This window comes from Streptomyces sp. NPDC002513, from assembly GCF_053595355.1.
Map to the genome: position 1 here is coordinate 39,940 of NZ_JBSFXK010000003.1, position 13,989 is coordinate 53,928.

The following is a 13,989-nucleotide window of genomic DNA, read 5'->3' on the forward strand; positions in this document are numbered from 1 at the left end:
CCGGCGGCGGCCCGGTCAGTCCCCGTAGTCGGACATCGCGTCCAGCAGCCGCGCCGAGGAGGGCGGCACGCTGACGCCGTGGATCAGGGAGGGGGCGACCGGCCGGGAGGCGCTCTTCTCGGGCGCGGCCCAGTGCGGGGCCATCCGGGCGCAGTCGCCGCGCAGCGCCGCCAGGTCTCCCTCGGGGTCGAGCGGGCCGGTGCCGTGGAACTCGGGGTTCGTCATGGCGGAACGGTAGGCACCGCGGAGCCGACGGCGAAAGATCTACTATTGGGTAGTTTTCGCCTGCTTCAGTGGGGCGGATCGACCGGGTAGCGTGAACTGTCAATCCCCCATCCTCCACAGGAGCGTGTCGTCGCCGTGCGTATCGCAGTCACCGGCTCCATCGCCACCGACCACCTCATGACCTTCCCCGGTCGTTTCGCCGACCAGTTCGTCGCGGACCAGCTCCACACGGTCTCGCTCTCCTTCCTGGTCGACCGCCTCGACGTACGCCGGGGCGGAGTGGGCGCGAACATCGCCTTCGGTATGGGTCAGCTCGGCACCCGGCCGGTCCTGGTCGGCGCGGCGGGCGCGGACTTCGACGAGTACCGCGCATGGCTGGACCGGCACGGGGTGGACACGGCCTCCGTCCGTATCTCCGACACCCAGCACACGGCCCGCTTCGTCGTGACCACCGACGCCGACCACAACCAGATCGGCTCCTTCTACACCGGTGCGATGAGCGAGGCCCGGCTCATCGAACTCAAGACGGTCGCCGACCGGGTGGGCGGTCTCGACCTGGTGCTGATCGGCGCGGACGACCCGGAGGCGATGCTGCGCCACACGGAGGAGTGCCGCTCCCGGGCCATCCCCTTCGCCGCGGACTTCTCGCAGCAGATCGCCCGGATGAACGGCGACGAGATCCGGATACTGCTGGACGGGGCGACCTACCTCTTCTCCAACGAGTACGAGAAGGGGCTCATCGAGAGCAAGACCGGCTGGAGCGACGCCGAGATCCTGACCAAGGTGGGTCACCGGGTGACCACGCTCGGCTCGCGGGGTGTGCGGATCGAGTGCTCCGGCGACGACCCGATCGAGGTCGGCGTGCCCGAGGAGACGGCCAAGGTCGACCCGACGGGCGTCGGCGACGCCTTCCGCGCGGGCTTCCTGTCGGGCCTCGCCTGGGGCGTCTCGCTTCAGCGCGCGGCTCAGGTCGGCTGCATGCTCGCGACCCTGGTCATCGAGACGGTGGGCACCCAGGAGTACCAGTTGCGGCGGGCCCACTTCATGGACCGCTTCACCAAGGCCTACGGCGACGAGGCCGCGCTGGAGGTCCAGGAGCACCTGGCCTGACCGCCGGACCCGCGAACGGACGGGGCGGCCTGGAACGTGCGGGGCGCCTCAGGAGAGCCGGCGGACCAGATAGGCGGAGCCCCGCTCCGCCGACTCCTCCCCGACGTACTGCTGTTCCCTCATCTCGCACCACGCCGGGATGTCGAGGCGGGCCGCCTCGTCGTCCGACAGGACGCGTACGGTGCCGCCCACCGGGACGTCCCCGATGACCTTCGCCAGCTCGATCACCGGGATCGGGCACCGCTTGCCGAGGGCGTCCACGACAAGGGCGTCCCCGTGCGCCGCCGTCCGCGGAGCCGGCGCGCCGAGCTTCTCGCGCACCGTCGCCACCACGCCCGGCAGCACCGAAAGGAACCGGTCGACTTCCCCGGCCGGCGTTCCCGGCGGCAGCGACACCCGGATGTTGCCCTCGCTCAGCACCCCCATCGCCTTCAGCACATGGCTCGGGGTCAGCGTGCTGCTCGTACAGGACGATCCCGACGACACGGAGAAGCCCGCACGGTCCAGTTCGTGCAGCACCGTCTCCCCGTCGACATAGAGACAGGAGAAGGTGACGATCCCGGGCAGCCGCCGGACCGGCTCGCCCACCACCTCCACATCGGGGACCAGCTCCGGCACCCGCGCCCGGATCCGCTCCGTCAGCTCCCGCAGCCGGGCCGACTCCTCGGCCGCCTCCGCCCGCACCGCGCGCAGCGACGCCGTGGCCGCCACGATCGCGGGGATGTCCTGGAACCCGGCCGCCCGCCCCGACTCCCGCTCGTCCAGGGGGCCTTGGGGTGCGAACCGCACCCCTTTGCGGACGACGAGCAGCCCGACACCCGAGGGTCCGCCCCATTTGTGCGCACTCGCCGTCAGCAGCGACCAGCCGTCCACCGGGCCCCACCCCAGCGACTGCGCCGCGTCCACCAGCAGCGGCACCCCGGCCGCCCGGCACACCTCGGCCACCTCGGCCACCGGCTGCACCGTGCCCACCTCGTGGTTGGCGGACTGCAGACACGCCAGCGCGGTGTCCGGGCGCAGCGCCGCCCCGTACGCCTCGGGGTCGACCGTGCCCGCCCTGGAGACCGGCACCTGGGTCACCGTGCCCCCGTCGGCCTCGAACGCCTCCGCCGAATGGAGGACAGAGGAGTGTTCGACCGCGGACACGATCAGGTGACGTCCCACCCGGCGGCGGCCGGCCAGCGCTCCCTCGATCCCGGAGTGCACCGCCCGGGTGCCCGAAGAGGTGAACACCAGCTCGTCCGGGCGGCAGCCCACCGCCTCGGCGGCCGCCTCGCGCGCCGCGTCCAGCAGCAGCCGGGCCCGCCGCCCCTCGCGGTACAGCCGGGCGGGGTCGGCCCACCCCTCGTCGACGGCGGCCAGCAGGGCCTGACGTGCGACGGGGTGCAGGGGAACGGCGGAGGCGGCGTCGAAGTAGGACACACCGCAACGCTAACTCCTGTGCACCGCGGGGCCCCTCGGAGCGGCCGTCGGGCCCGTCGAAGAAGGGCCACAACCGGGCATTCCCTCCCTCCGGGGGGTCCGGCGGCGCGTTGGGTACCCTCCCCGCGCGACCCCAAATGGCGTCCAGTAGGGTTTGGTCCGCATAAACATCCAAACCCCTGCCCGACGCAGGGCGGCGACCTACCAGCGAGAAGGCCGCAGCCGACCGCGCGGGCGAGACTCTCGGGAAGGCGCTACGTGAGTCCCAACGGCTCCGACCGCTCGCCGCGGCGCCCGATGCGGCGGAAGCTGCTGCAGGCACTGACCGCGGGCCTGGTCCTGGCGACCGCCACCGGTTGCACATACAAGGACTTCCCCCGCCTTGGTATGCCCACCCCGACCACGGAGGAGGCTCCCCGGATCCTCTCCCTGTGGCAGGGGTCCTGGGCGGCCGCGCTCGCCGTCGGCGTGCTGGTGTGGGGCCTGATCCTGTGGAGCGCCATGTTCCACCGGCGCAGCCGCACCAAGGTCGAAGTTCCTCCGCAGACCCGGTACAACATGCCGATCGAGGCGCTGTACACCGTGGTCCCGCTGCTGATCGTCTCGGTGCTCTTCTACTTCACCGCCCGCGACGAGTCGAAGCTCCTCAGCCTCGACAAGAAGCCCGACGTCACCGTCAACGTCGTCGGCTACCAGTGGAGCTGGGGCTTCAACTATGTCACCCCCGTCAGCGGGGTGACCGGTGACGCCAAGACCGATCCGAACCTGAACGCGATCCCGAACCGGTTCAAGGACGACTTCCCGGCGAACGCCGGCGGTGTCTACGACTTCGGCACGCCGGCCACGCGGAACCCGCAGACCAACAACCCCGGTCCGACCCTCTGGCTCCCCAAGGGCAAGACGGTCCGCTTCGTCCTCACCTCGCGCGACGTCATCCACTCCTTCTGGGTGCTGCCGTTCCTGATGAAGCAGGACGTCATCCCGGGCCACACCAACTCCTTCCAGGTGACACCCACCATGGAGGGCACCTTCCGCGGCAAGTGCGCCGAGCTCTGCGGTGTCGACCACTCCCGGATGCTGTTCAACGTGAAGGTCGTCTCGCCCGAGCGCTATGAGCAGCACCTCAAGGACCTGGCGAAGAAGGGGCAGACCGGTTACATCCCCGCGGGCATCGCGCAGACGAGCCACGAGAAGAACCGGGAGACGAACAACCTGTGAGCATCCTCAACGAACCCCAGGGTGCCGCCGCAGCCGAGGACTCGTACGAGAACGAGCTGCCGGTCAGGCGCAAGAATCCCGGCAACGTCGTCGTCAAGTGGCTGACCACCACGGACCACAAGACGATCGGCACGCTGTATCTGGCCACGTCGTTCGCGTTCTTCTGCATCGGCGGCGTCATGGCGCTCCTCATGCGCGCCGAGCTCGCCCGGCCGGGTCTGCAGATCATGTCGAACGAGCAGTTCAACCAGGCGTTCACGATGCACGGCACGATCATGCTGCTGATGTTCGCGACGCCGCTGTTCGCCGGTTTCGCGAACTGGATCATGCCGCTGCAGATCGGCGCGCCCGACGTGGCGTTCCCGCGGCTGAACATGTTCGCCTACTGGCTCTACCTGTTCGGCTCGCTCATCGCGGTCGGCGGCTTCCTCACCCCGCAGGGCGCGGCCGACTTCGGCTGGTTCGCCTACAGCCCGCTGTCGGACGCGGTCCGCTCGCCGGGCATCGGCGCCGACATGTGGATCATGGGTCTGGCCTTCTCCGGCTTCGGCACGATCCTCGGCTCGGTCAACTTCATCACCACGATCATCTGCATGCGCGCACCCGGTATGACCATGTTCCGCATGCCGATCTTCGTGTGGAACGTGCTGCTGACCGGTGTGCTCGTCCTGCTGGCCTTCCCGGTCCTCGCGGCCGCGCTGTTCGCTCTGGAGGCGGACCGCAAGTTCGGTGCGCACGTGTTCGACGCGACCAACGGCGGTGCCTTGCTATGGCAACACCTCTTCTGGTTCTTCGGCCATCCAGAGGTGTACATCATCGCGTTGCCGTTCTTCGGCATCATCTCCGAGATCATCCCGGTCTTCAGCCGTAAGCCGATGTTCGGTTACATGGGCCTGGTCGGCGCGACCATCGCCATCGCCGGTCTGTCCGTGACGGTGTGGGCGCACCACATGTACGTCACCGGTGGCGTACTGCTCCCGTTCTTCTCCTTCATGACGTTCCTCATCGCCGTCCCGACCGGTGTGAAGTTCTTCAACTGGATCGGCACGATGTGGAAGGGCTCGCTGTCCTTCGAGACACCGATGCTCTGGGCGACCGGCTTCCTGATCACCTTCGTCTTCGGTGGTCTGACCGGTGTCATCCTGGCTTCGCCGCCGTTGGACTTCCACATCTCCGACTCGTACTTCGTGGTGGCGCACTTCCACTACGTGGTCTTCGGAACGGTCGTCTTCGCCATGTTCGCCGGCTTCCACTTCTGGTGGCCGAAGTTCACCGGCAAGATGCTCGACGAGCGCCTCGGCAAGATCACCTTCTGGACGCTGTTCATCGGCTTCCACGGCACCTTCCTGGTGCAGCACTGGCTGGGCGCCGAGGGCATGCCGCGACGCTACGCGGACTACCTCGCGGCCGACGGCTTCACCGCTCTGAACACGATCTCGACGATCTGCTCGTTCCTGCTCGGTCTGTCGATCCTGCCGTTCTTCTACAACGTGTGGAAGACGGCGAAGTACGGCAAGCCGGTCGGCGTGGACGACCCGTGGGGCTACGGCCGTTCGCTGGAGTGGGCGACCTCCTGCCCGCCGCCGCGGCACAACTTCCTCACGCTGCCGCGGATCCGCTCCGAATCCCCCGCCTTCGACCTGCACCACCCGGAGATCGCCGCGCTCGAACAGCTTGAGTACGCGGGTGCGGGCGGCAAGGCCGTCGCTGGTGGCAAGGAGGCCGGCAAGTGAAGATCCAGGGCAAGCTGTTCCTCTGGCTGGCGGTCTTCCTGCTGGCCGTCGCCATCATCTATGGCCTGTGGTCGAAGGAGCCGGCCGGTACCACCGCGCTGTTCCTGGCCTTCGGCCTGAGCGTGATGATCGGCTACTACCTGGCCTTCACGGCTCGGCGGGTCGACGTGGGCGCCCAGGACAACAAGGAGGCCGACGTCGCGGACGACGCCGGTGAGATCGGCTTCTTCAGCCCGCACAGCTGGCAGCCGCTCGCCCTCGGTGTCGGCGGCGCACTCGCCTTCCTGTCCATCGCGATCGGCTGGTGGCTGATGTACTTCTCCGCCCCGCTGATCCTGGTGGGCCTGTGGGGCTGGGTCTTCGAGTACTACCGCGGCGAGAACCGCACCCAGTAACACGCACCGAGCGCACGGGAGCCCGGACACTCTCCGAAGTGTCCGGGCTCCCTCTTTTGCCGCGCCACGCGTCCCCCGCACGGCTCACCCGGCGCGCCGTGGCCGGGCGGGGTTCATAGCGTGAGGTCATGAGCAACTCAGTGTTCTTCCGGGGGCCACGACGCCACACGGTCGTCGGCTGCACCCTGCTGCTGATATCCCTCGCCGCGGGCCCCGTCGCCTGCGGCGTCGACGGCGATCCGCTCGCCGCGCATCCGTTCGACGCGGCGGACCAGATCGCGTACAACGCCCCTGACGGCAACGACAAGAAGGCCGATCCGGACAAGCCCCTGGAGATCACCGCCTCGGACTCCGACGGGCGCATCACGGACGTCACGGCCGTGGACGCCCGGGGACGCTACCTGGCCGGTGAACTCAACGCCGACGGCAGCCGTTGGCACAGCACCGCACCGCTGGCCGCCGGCACCCACTACACGGTGCGGGTGAGCACGGAGGACGACAACGGCGCACCCGGCCGCAAGGTCCTCGAGTTCGACACCGCCGTCCCGAAGTCCACGAAGGTGCTGAACGTCGGTCTCGGACCCGACACCGGCACCTACGGCGTCGGCCAGCCTGTCACGGCCGCACTCAGCGAGCCCGTCAAGGACAGGACGTCCCGTGCGATCGTCGAGCGCGCCCTCAAGGTGGACTCGGTGCCCGCGGTCGAGGGCTCCTGGTACTGGGTGGACGACAAGACGCTGCACTACCGCCCCAAGGACTACTGGCCCGCCCACGCCACCGTCACGGTGCACAGCAACCTCGCGGGCGTGAAGGTCTCGGACCGCCTGTGGGCCGCCGACAGCAAGCCCGTGCGGCTCACCGTGGGCGATCGCCTCGTCGCCGTCACGAACGCCGCCGCGCACCAGATGACCGTCTACAAGAACGACGAGGTGCTCCGGCGGATCCCCGTCACGACCGGCAGGCCCGGCTACGCCACCCGCAACGGGATCAAGGTCATCATCGCCAAGCAGTCCGCCGTACGGATGCGCGGAACGACCATCGGCATCTCCTCGAGTTCCAGCGACTCCTTCGATCTGATGGTCTACTGGGCGGCCCAGGTGACCTGGAGCGGCGAGTACGTGCACGCCGCACCCTGGTCCGTCGGCTCCCAGGGGTACGCCAACGTCAGCCACGGCTGCACCGGCATGACCACCGGCAACGCCCACTGGTTCTACGACACCGTGCGGCTGGGAGACATCGTCCAGGTCGTCAACTCCGGGGGCACGCAGATGGCCCCCTTCGGCAACGGCTACGGCGACTGGAACCTCGACTGGGACAAATGGGGCAAGGGCAGTGCCCTGACCCCGGACAAGCCCGGCCCGAGTCCGGCGGACATCGCGAGGCTGCGCCCGCAGTCGGTGTGACCGGAGTGCCCGTGCCCCGGCAAGGGGCGCGGGGCCGGCGATGTCCTGCGGGGGTGGGCCGGCGCGGGAGCGAGAGGCCGCCAGGACGCCCCCGGGCGCCGCGTCAGGCGCGGCGCCCGGGCTCGCCCGGCTCGTACGGCCCCTGGACGCTCACGGTGCCGTCACGCGCTCGCGAGGGCCCGCCGCCTCAGCAGCGAGGCCAGCGCCGAGGCCAGCTCCACCGGCTCGACCGGCAGCGCCACGGCGGCATCGGCCCGGCTCCACGTCGCCAGCCACGCATCCTGCGGGCGCGCGATGAGCACCAGCACCGGAGGACAGTGGAAGATCTCGTCCTTGATCTGCCGGCACACGCCCATGCCGCCCATCGGCACGGCCTCGCCGTCCAGCACGCACACGTCGATGCCGCCCCTGTCCAGCTCCCTGACGACCGCGTCGGGCGTCGCGCACTCCACGAACCGGACCTCGGGGACGTCCGGCGCCGGCCTGCGCCCGGCCGCGAGCCGCACCTGCTCGCGCGTGCGGGAGTCGTCGCTGTAGACCAGCACCGTGGCGGTCGGCTGCATGCTTCCTCCGGGACGTCAGCGTCGTACGGAACGGACCGATGGGGCGGATGCTACTCCTTTGAACACCCGGTCAACAGCGGTCCGCACACGGCTTCCGATGGGCCATACGGGCACTACAGACGGTACGGACACTCCGAACAGCACCCCCCGGGGTGAGGGCGGGATAAGGGCCCGACATAATGTCGGTCGTGGCGACAGCAACGACAGTAGAAACCGGGCACGCGCACCCGTCGGTCAACCGGCCGAACCTCACCAGCGTCGGAACCATCATCTGGCTGAGTTCCGAGCTGATGTTCTTCGCGGCCCTCTTCGCGATGTACTTCACCCTGCGATCGGTGACGGGTCCGACGCACTGGAAGGCGATGGCGGAACATCTCAACCTTCCGTTCTCGGCGACCAACACCACGATCCTGGTGCTCTCCTCGCTGACCTGCCAGCTCGGCGTGTTCGCGGCCGAGCGCGGTGACGTGAAGAAGCTCCGGGGCTGGTTCATCCTCACCTTCATCATGGGTGCGATCTTCGTCGGCGGGCAGATCTTCGAGTACACCGAGCTGGTCAAGAAGGACGGCCTCTCGCTGTCCTCGGACCCGTACGGCTCGGTGTTCTACCTGACCACCGGCTTCCACGGCCTGCACGTGACGGGTGGTCTCATCGCCTTCCTGCTGGTCCTCGGCCGCACCTACGCGGCCAAGAGGTTCACCCACGAGCAGGCGACCGCCGCCATCGTCGTGTCCTACTACTGGCACTTCGTCGATGTCGTCTGGATCGGCCTCTTCGCCACGATCTACCTGATCAGGTAATCGGCGATCGGCCGCGGCGGACGTTCACCCGATCGGGGTGAACCGAGCGCCCGCGACGATCCGATCCATTTCCAGAAGCATCGACGCAGAAGATCCTGACACCGGGGTAATCCGTGAAAAAGCTCTCCGCACGACGACGCCATCCGCTGGCGGCTGTCGTCGTCCTACTCCTCGCGCTGGCGGCCACCGGGGGGCTGTACGCCGCGTTCGCGCCCGCGAGCAAGGCCCAGGCCGATGAAACCTCCCAGTCCCTCGCCATCGAGGAGGGCAAGAAGCTCTACCAGGTGGGCTGCGCCAGCTGCCACGGCACCGGCGGTCAGGGCAGCTCCGATGGTCCGAGCCTGGTCGGCGTGGGCGCCGCGGCCGTGGACTTCCAGGTGGGCACCGGCCGTATGCCGGCCGCCACCTCCCAGGGTCCCCAGGTGGTGAAGAAGAAGAACATCTACAGCCAGGCCCAGATCGACCAGCTCGCGGCGTACATCTCCTCGCTCGGTGCCGGCCCGGCCGTGCCGACGAAGAACGACTACAGCCCCGAGGGTGCCGACATCGCCAAGGGCGGCGAGATCTTCCGCACCAACTGCGCGCAGTGCCACAACATCACGGGCGCGGGCGGTGCCCTGTCGCACGGCAAGTTCGCGCCGAGTCTCGAAGGCGTCGACCCGAAGCACATCTACGAGGCCATGCAGACCGGCCCGCAGAACATGCCGTCCTTCCCCGACACCACCATGTCGCAGCAGAACAAGAAGGACATCATCGCCTACGTCAAGGCGGTCAACGGTGACCAGACCGAGAACCCCGGCGGCCTCGACCTCGGCGGTCTCGGCCCGGTCTCCGAGGGCCTCTTCGCCTGGATCTTCGGACTGGGCGCCCTGATCGCGGTCGCCGTCTGGGTCGCCGCTCGGACCGCAAAGGCCAAGAAGTCATGAGTAGCCAAGACATTCCCGAAGAGAACCTGCCCGCAGAGCAGGACACCGAGCACGGTGCCCTGGCGGTCGCGGACGAGAAGAACCCGTTCGCCGACCCGGGCCTGCCGCCCCATGAGCACCGGATCCAGGACATCGACGAGCAGGCCGCCAAGCGCTCCGAGCGCACGGTTGCCCTGCTGTTCACCGTGTCGATGCTGGCCACCGTCGGCTTCATCGCCTCGTACGTCACCATCCCGAACGACAAGGCGATCTACGTCTTCCCGATCGGGCACATCAGCGCGATGAACTTCGCGCTGGGCCTGACGCTGGCCGTGGCGCTGTTCTCGATCGGCGCGGGCGCGGTCCACTGGGCCCGCACCCTGATGTCCGACGTCGAGGTGGCCGACGAGCGTCACCCGGTCGAGGCGTCGCCGGAGGTCAAGGCGCAGGTCCTCGCCGACTTCCAGGCGGGTGCCAAGGAGTCGCAGCTCGGCCGCCGCACGCTGATCCGGAACACGATGTTCGGCGCGCTGGCCCTGGTGCCGCTCTCCGGAGTGTTCCTGCTGCGCGACCTCGGCTCGCTGCCGGGCACCAAGCTGCGCCACACGCTGTGGCGCAAGGGCAAGCTCCTCGTCAACATGAACACGAACCAGCCGATGCGTCCCTCGGACGTCGCGGTGGGCTCGCTCACCTTCGCCAAGCCGGAAGGCCTGGAGGAGGCGAACGAGGGCTTCCAGACGGAGATCGCGAAGGCCGCCCTGATGCTGGTCCGGCTGCAGCCGGAGAACATCAAGGACAAGAAGGAACTCGAGTGGTCCCACGAGGGCATCGTGGCCTACTCGAAGATCTGCACCCACGTCGGTTGCCCGATCTCTCTGTACGAGCAGCAGACGCACCACGTCCTCTGCCCGTGCCACCAGTCCACCTTCGACCTCTCCGACGGTGCCCGGGTCATCTTCGGCCCGGCCGGTCACGCCCTGCCGCAGCTGCGCATCGGCGTCAACGCGGACGGCTACCTCGAGGCGCTCGGCGACTTCGAAGAGCCCGTCGGTCCTGCTTTCTGGGAGCGCGGATGAGCACTTCATCGAGCAATACGAATCGGTCTGCCGCTGACGCGGCGGGCGCTTCGCGCGGAAGGGCACCGGCCGGCGAGCGCCTCGCCGACTGGGCCGACGGCCGCCTGGGGATCTACTCCCTGGCCAAGTCGAACATGCGCAAGATCTTCCCCGACCACTGGTCGTTCATGCTGGGTGAGGTCTGCCTCTACAGCTTCATCGTCATCATCCTCACGGGTGTGTATCTGACGCTGTTCTTCCACCCCTCGATGAACGAGGTGGTGTACCACGGCAGTTACGTGCCGCTGCAGGGCCAGCTGATGAGCGAGGCGTTCAACTCGGCGCTGCACATCAGCTTCGACGTGCGTGGCGGTCTGCTGATCCGGCAGATCCACCACTGGGCGGCGCTGATCTTCCTCGCCGGCATGTTCGTGCACATGATGCGCGTGTTCTTCACGGGTGCGTTCCGCAAGCCGCGTGAGATCAACTGGCTGTTCGGCTTCCTGCTGTTCGTCCTGGGCATGTTCACCGGCTTCACGGGTTACTCGCTCCCGGACGACCTGCTCTCCGGCACCGGTGTCCGCTTCATGGAGGGCGCGATCCTGTCCGTGCCGATCGTCGGCACGTACCTGTCGTTCTTCCTCTTCGGCGGCGAGTTCCCGGGCGGCGACTTCGTGGCCCGGTTCTACTCGATCCACATCCTGCTGCTGCCGGGCATCATGCTCGGCCTGGTGGTCGGCCACCTGATCCTGGTCTTCTACCACAAGCACACGCAGTACGCGGGTCCCGGCAAGACCAACAACAACGTCGTCGGCATGCCGCTGCTGCCGGTCTACACGGCCAAGGCCGGAGGCTTCTTCTTCCTGGTCTTCGGTGCCATCGCGGCCGTCGCGGCGGTCGCGCAGATCAACCCGATCTGGGCCATCGGCCCCTACCGTCCGGACCAGGTCTCCACGGGCGCCCAGCCCGACTGGTACATGGGCCAGGCCGAGGGTCTCATCCGTGCCATGCCCGGCTGGGAGATCAACCTCTGGGGCCACACGCTCGTCCTGGGCGTGTTCATCCCGCTGGTGCTCTTCCCGCTGACCCTCGTCGCCATCGGTGCGTACCCCTTCATCGAGGCCTGGATCACCGGCGACAAGCGCGAGCACCACATCCTGGACCGCCCGCGCAACGCGCCGACGCGTACGGCCTTCGGTGCCGCGTGGATCTCCTGGTACTTCGTGATGCTGCTGGGTGGTGGCAACGACATCTGGGCCACGCACTTCCACCTGTCGATCAACGCGATCACCTGGTTCGTCCGCATCGCCTTCTTCGTGGTGCCGGTGCTCGTGTTCCTCGTCACCAAGCGGATCTGCCTCGGCCTCCAGCGCCGCGACCGCGACAAGGTGCTGCACGGCCGCGAGTCGGGCATCATCAAGCGGCTGCCGCACGGTGAGTTCATCGAGGTCCACGAGCCGCTCAGCCAGGAGCAGTTGCACACGCTCACGGCGCACGAGCAGTACAAGCCGGCCGAGATCGGTCCGACGGTCGACGAGAACGGCGTCGAGCGGAAGGTCAAGGGCTCGGAGAAGCTGCGTGCCAGGCTGAGCAACGCCTACTACGGGGAGGACAACCAGATCCCCAAGCCCACTGTCGAGGAGTACAAGGAGATCACGAGCGGCCACGGCCACCACTGATCGCTGCGCGCGCCACGCCACGGTCCAAGGGCCCCGTCCGACCGGACGGGGCCCTTCGCCGTGCCCGGGGCTGGATAGGGTGGACCTGTTCGAGAAGCGTGTCCCCACCGGGACACCGACCCAGGAGCGGCTTATGAGCGCTGTGAACCCCGCTGGAGGCGACACCGCGGCGGGCCGTTCCTGGCCCCGGGTGCTGAACGCGCTGCTGGACGGCCATGACCAGAGCGTGGACGACACGGCCTGGGCGATGGACCGCATCATGCGCGGCGAGGCGACGGACGCGCAGATCGCCGCCTTCGTCGTCGCGCTGCGGGCGAAGGGCGAGACGGTCGAGGAGATCACCGGGCTCGTCCGGGCGATGTACGCGCACGCGAACGTGATCGAGGTGCCGGGTCCCGCGGTCGACATCGTCGGCACGGGCGGCGACGGCGCGAGGACGGTGAACATCTCCACGATGTCGTCGATCGTGGTGGCCGGCACGGGCGCGAAGGTGGTCAAGCACGGCAACCGTGCCGCGTCGTCCGCGTCGGGCTCCTCGGACGTGCTGGAGAAGCTCGGCATCAATCTGGACCTCACCCCGCGGCGGACGGCCGAGGTGGCCGAGGAGGCCGGGATCACCATCTGCTTCGCGGTGAAGTTCCACCCGGCGCTGCGCCATGTGGCCGCGGCGCGCGGGCAGCTCGGGATCCGTACGACGTTCAACGTGCTCGGTCCGCTGACCAACCCGGCGCGGGTGAAGGCACAGGCGGTGGGCGTCGCCGACCCGCGGATGGCGCCCATCGTGGCGGGCGTCCTGGCCGAACGCGGGAACTCGTCCCTGGTCTTCCGGGGCGACGACGGACTGGACGAGCTGACGACGACCTCGACGTCGCGGGTGTGGGTGGTCCGCGACGGCACGGTCACCGAGGAGACCTTCGATCCCCGGGACGTCGGCATCGAGCCGGTGCCGGTGGAGGCGTTGCGCGGGGCCGACGCCTCCTACAACGCCGATGTGGCGCGGCGCCTGCTGGACGGTGAGACCGGTCCGGTGAGGGACGCGGTGCTGCTGAACTCGGCGGCGGCGCTGGTGGCCCTGGAGCCGACGGGGGCGCCGCTGGCCGAGCAGCTCCGCGCCGGGATGCAGAGGGCGCAGGAGTCGATCGACTCGGGGGCCGCGAAGCGGACGCTGGAACGCTGGGTGGCCGCAAGCCACCGGTGAGCCCAGGGGAGTGGGGGGAGCGCGGCACGGCCGGGCTCCCCCTCTCGTACACCGCCGCAGGGACATCCGGCGCATGTCCCGGCATCCGGACAGCTGTTGCGGCCGGCTGATCACGTCACGTAACGTCCTGCCCAGGTCATGAGCGACAGCCACTCGGCCCCGGCCGGCTGTCCGGCAACCCTCCGTCCGTGGCGGGGTGCCCCGGGTGAAGACCAGGCCGCAGGCAGCGAGGTCTGCGGCAAGCGCGGACCCCTCACACGCGGTGCATGAGCGTGGGGCCAGG

Annotated in this window: 13 protein-coding genes and 1 riboswitch; of the genes, 10 read left to right on the plus strand and 3 right to left on the minus strand. The window is 68.8% G+C overall.

The features are described from left to right. Positions 1–15 precede the first annotated feature (15 nt). Entirely contained in the window at positions 16–225 is a 210-nt protein-coding gene (locus tag ACWD5Q_RS02955; RefSeq protein WP_451425225.1) for a hypothetical protein, read from the minus strand. Positions 226–360: 135 nt separating this feature from the next. Between ACWD5Q_RS02955 and ACWD5Q_RS02960 the strand changes: the two genes are divergently transcribed. Further along, the gene (locus ACWD5Q_RS02960) at positions 361–1,335 is read left to right on the plus strand and encodes a carbohydrate kinase family protein (RefSeq protein WP_451425226.1); all 975 of its coding nucleotides are present in this window, start codon (positions 361–363) and stop codon (positions 1,333–1,335) included. Positions 1,336–1,383: 48 nt separating this feature from the next. Here ACWD5Q_RS02960 and ACWD5Q_RS02965 read toward each other — a convergent pair whose 3' ends face one another. Next, positions 1,384–2,757 carry an aminotransferase class V-fold PLP-dependent enzyme gene (locus ACWD5Q_RS02965; RefSeq protein WP_451425227.1) on the minus strand — a complete coding sequence of 458 codons (1,374 nt, stop codon included), beginning with the start codon at positions 2,755–2,757 and terminating at the stop codon, positions 1,384–1,386. A gap of 258 nt (positions 2,758–3,015) precedes the next feature. Here ACWD5Q_RS02965 and ctaC point away from each other — a divergent pair, with 258 nt between their 5' ends. From ctaC to ACWD5Q_RS02985, 4 genes are all read left to right on the plus strand, one after another. Then, on the plus strand, positions 3,016–3,975 hold the full coding sequence (gene ctaC, locus ACWD5Q_RS02970) for an aa3-type cytochrome oxidase subunit II (protein ID WP_451425228.1): 960 nt from the start codon (positions 3,016–3,018) through the stop codon (positions 3,973–3,975). Then, entirely contained in the window at positions 3,972–5,708 is a 1,737-nt protein-coding gene (ctaD, locus tag ACWD5Q_RS02975) for an aa3-type cytochrome oxidase subunit I (protein ID WP_451425229.1), read from the plus strand. Before ctaC ends, ctaD begins: the two co-directional genes overlap by 4 nt. Beyond that, positions 5,705–6,103, plus strand: a complete 399-nt coding sequence (locus ACWD5Q_RS02980; RefSeq protein WP_451425230.1) for a cytochrome c oxidase subunit 4 — start codon at positions 5,705–5,707, stop codon at positions 6,101–6,103. The genes ctaD and ACWD5Q_RS02980 overlap by 4 nt, the downstream gene beginning before the upstream one ends. Before the next feature lie 128 nt (positions 6,104–6,231). Next, complete coding sequence (locus ACWD5Q_RS02985; RefSeq protein ID WP_451425231.1) at positions 6,232–7,506, plus strand: Ig-like domain-containing protein; 1,275 nt, start codon at positions 6,232–6,234, stop codon at positions 7,504–7,506. A gap of 161 nt (positions 7,507–7,667) precedes the next feature. Here ACWD5Q_RS02985 and ACWD5Q_RS02990 read toward each other — a convergent pair whose 3' ends face one another. Further along, entirely contained in the window at positions 7,668–8,069 is a 402-nt protein-coding gene (locus ACWD5Q_RS02990; RefSeq protein WP_451425232.1) for a hypothetical protein, read from the minus strand. A 179-nt stretch (positions 8,070–8,248) separates the two neighbouring features. On the opposite strand from ACWD5Q_RS02990, the gene ctaE reads away from it, so the two are divergent. The 5 genes from ctaE (at position 8,249) to trpD (ending at position 13,706) form a co-directional block, all read left to right on the plus strand. Continuing rightward, on the plus strand, positions 8,249–8,869 hold the full coding sequence (gene ctaE / locus ACWD5Q_RS02995) for an aa3-type cytochrome oxidase subunit III (protein WP_451425233.1): 621 nt from the start codon (positions 8,249–8,251) through the stop codon (positions 8,867–8,869). A 113-nt stretch (positions 8,870–8,982) separates the two neighbouring features. Continuing rightward, complete coding sequence (gene qcrC / locus ACWD5Q_RS03000; protein ID WP_451425234.1) at positions 8,983–9,795, plus strand: cytochrome bc1 complex diheme cytochrome c subunit; 813 nt, start codon at positions 8,983–8,985, stop codon at positions 9,793–9,795. After that, entirely contained in the window at positions 9,792–10,850 is a 1,059-nt protein-coding gene (gene qcrA, locus ACWD5Q_RS03005; protein ID WP_451425235.1) for a cytochrome bc1 complex Rieske iron-sulfur subunit, read from the plus strand. The genes qcrC and qcrA overlap by 4 nt, the downstream gene beginning before the upstream one ends. Continuing rightward, positions 10,847–12,508 carry a cytochrome bc1 complex cytochrome b subunit gene (gene qcrB, locus ACWD5Q_RS03010; RefSeq protein WP_451425236.1) on the plus strand — a complete coding sequence of 554 codons (1,662 nt, stop codon included), beginning with the start codon at positions 10,847–10,849 and terminating at the stop codon, positions 12,506–12,508. The genes qcrA and qcrB overlap by 4 nt, the downstream gene beginning before the upstream one ends. A 133-nt stretch (positions 12,509–12,641) precedes the next feature. After that, positions 12,642–13,706, plus strand: a complete 1,065-nt coding sequence (trpD, locus tag ACWD5Q_RS03015) for an anthranilate phosphoribosyltransferase (protein WP_451425237.1) — start codon at positions 12,642–12,644, stop codon at positions 13,704–13,706. Positions 13,707–13,840: 134 nt separating this feature from the next. Next, positions 13,841–13,957, plus strand: a riboswitch (SAM riboswitch). Positions 13,958–13,989: the final 32 nt, after the last annotated feature.